A 402-nucleotide genomic window follows, 5' to 3' on the forward strand; every position below is an offset into this window, starting at 1 on the left:
GGGCCGGGACGGGGGAGAGGGCCACCATGGCCAGGCCTCCGGGCAGCAGGCACAGGCCGCTCACCACGATGGACGCGCCGAGGCCGTACCCGGTGCTGGTGGGCTCCTGCACCATCTGCCCGGTGACCAGGGAGTTCGCGTAGAACGCGAAGCCGATGAGCAGGGCCGCCACGTTGGTGAGCAGGACGGCGGGCCGCGCGGAGACCCGCAGGTCGACCATGGGCGACACGGTGCGCAGTTCGAACCAGCCCCACAGCAGGCCCACGGCCACGGAGGCGCCGAGCAGGCCGAGCGTGCGCGGGGAGGTCCAGCCCCAGTCCGAACCCCGGGTGATGGCGATGAGCAGTCCGACGAGGGTGGCGGCCAGTCCCAGGGTGCCCGGGAGGTCGAAGCGACCGCGCG

Annotated in this window: 1 pseudogene; it reads right to left on the reverse strand. The window is 73.6% G+C overall.

Features of this window, described 5'->3' with window-relative positions:
- Positions 1-402 (reverse strand): annotated as a pseudogene (locus G3I78_RS49970) (MFS transporter); the annotation flags it as partial.

Origin of the sequence: Streptomyces sp. SID13726 (genome assembly GCF_010548375.1) — a bacterium.
Lineage (GTDB): Bacteria > Actinomycetota > Actinomycetes > Streptomycetales > Streptomycetaceae > Streptomyces.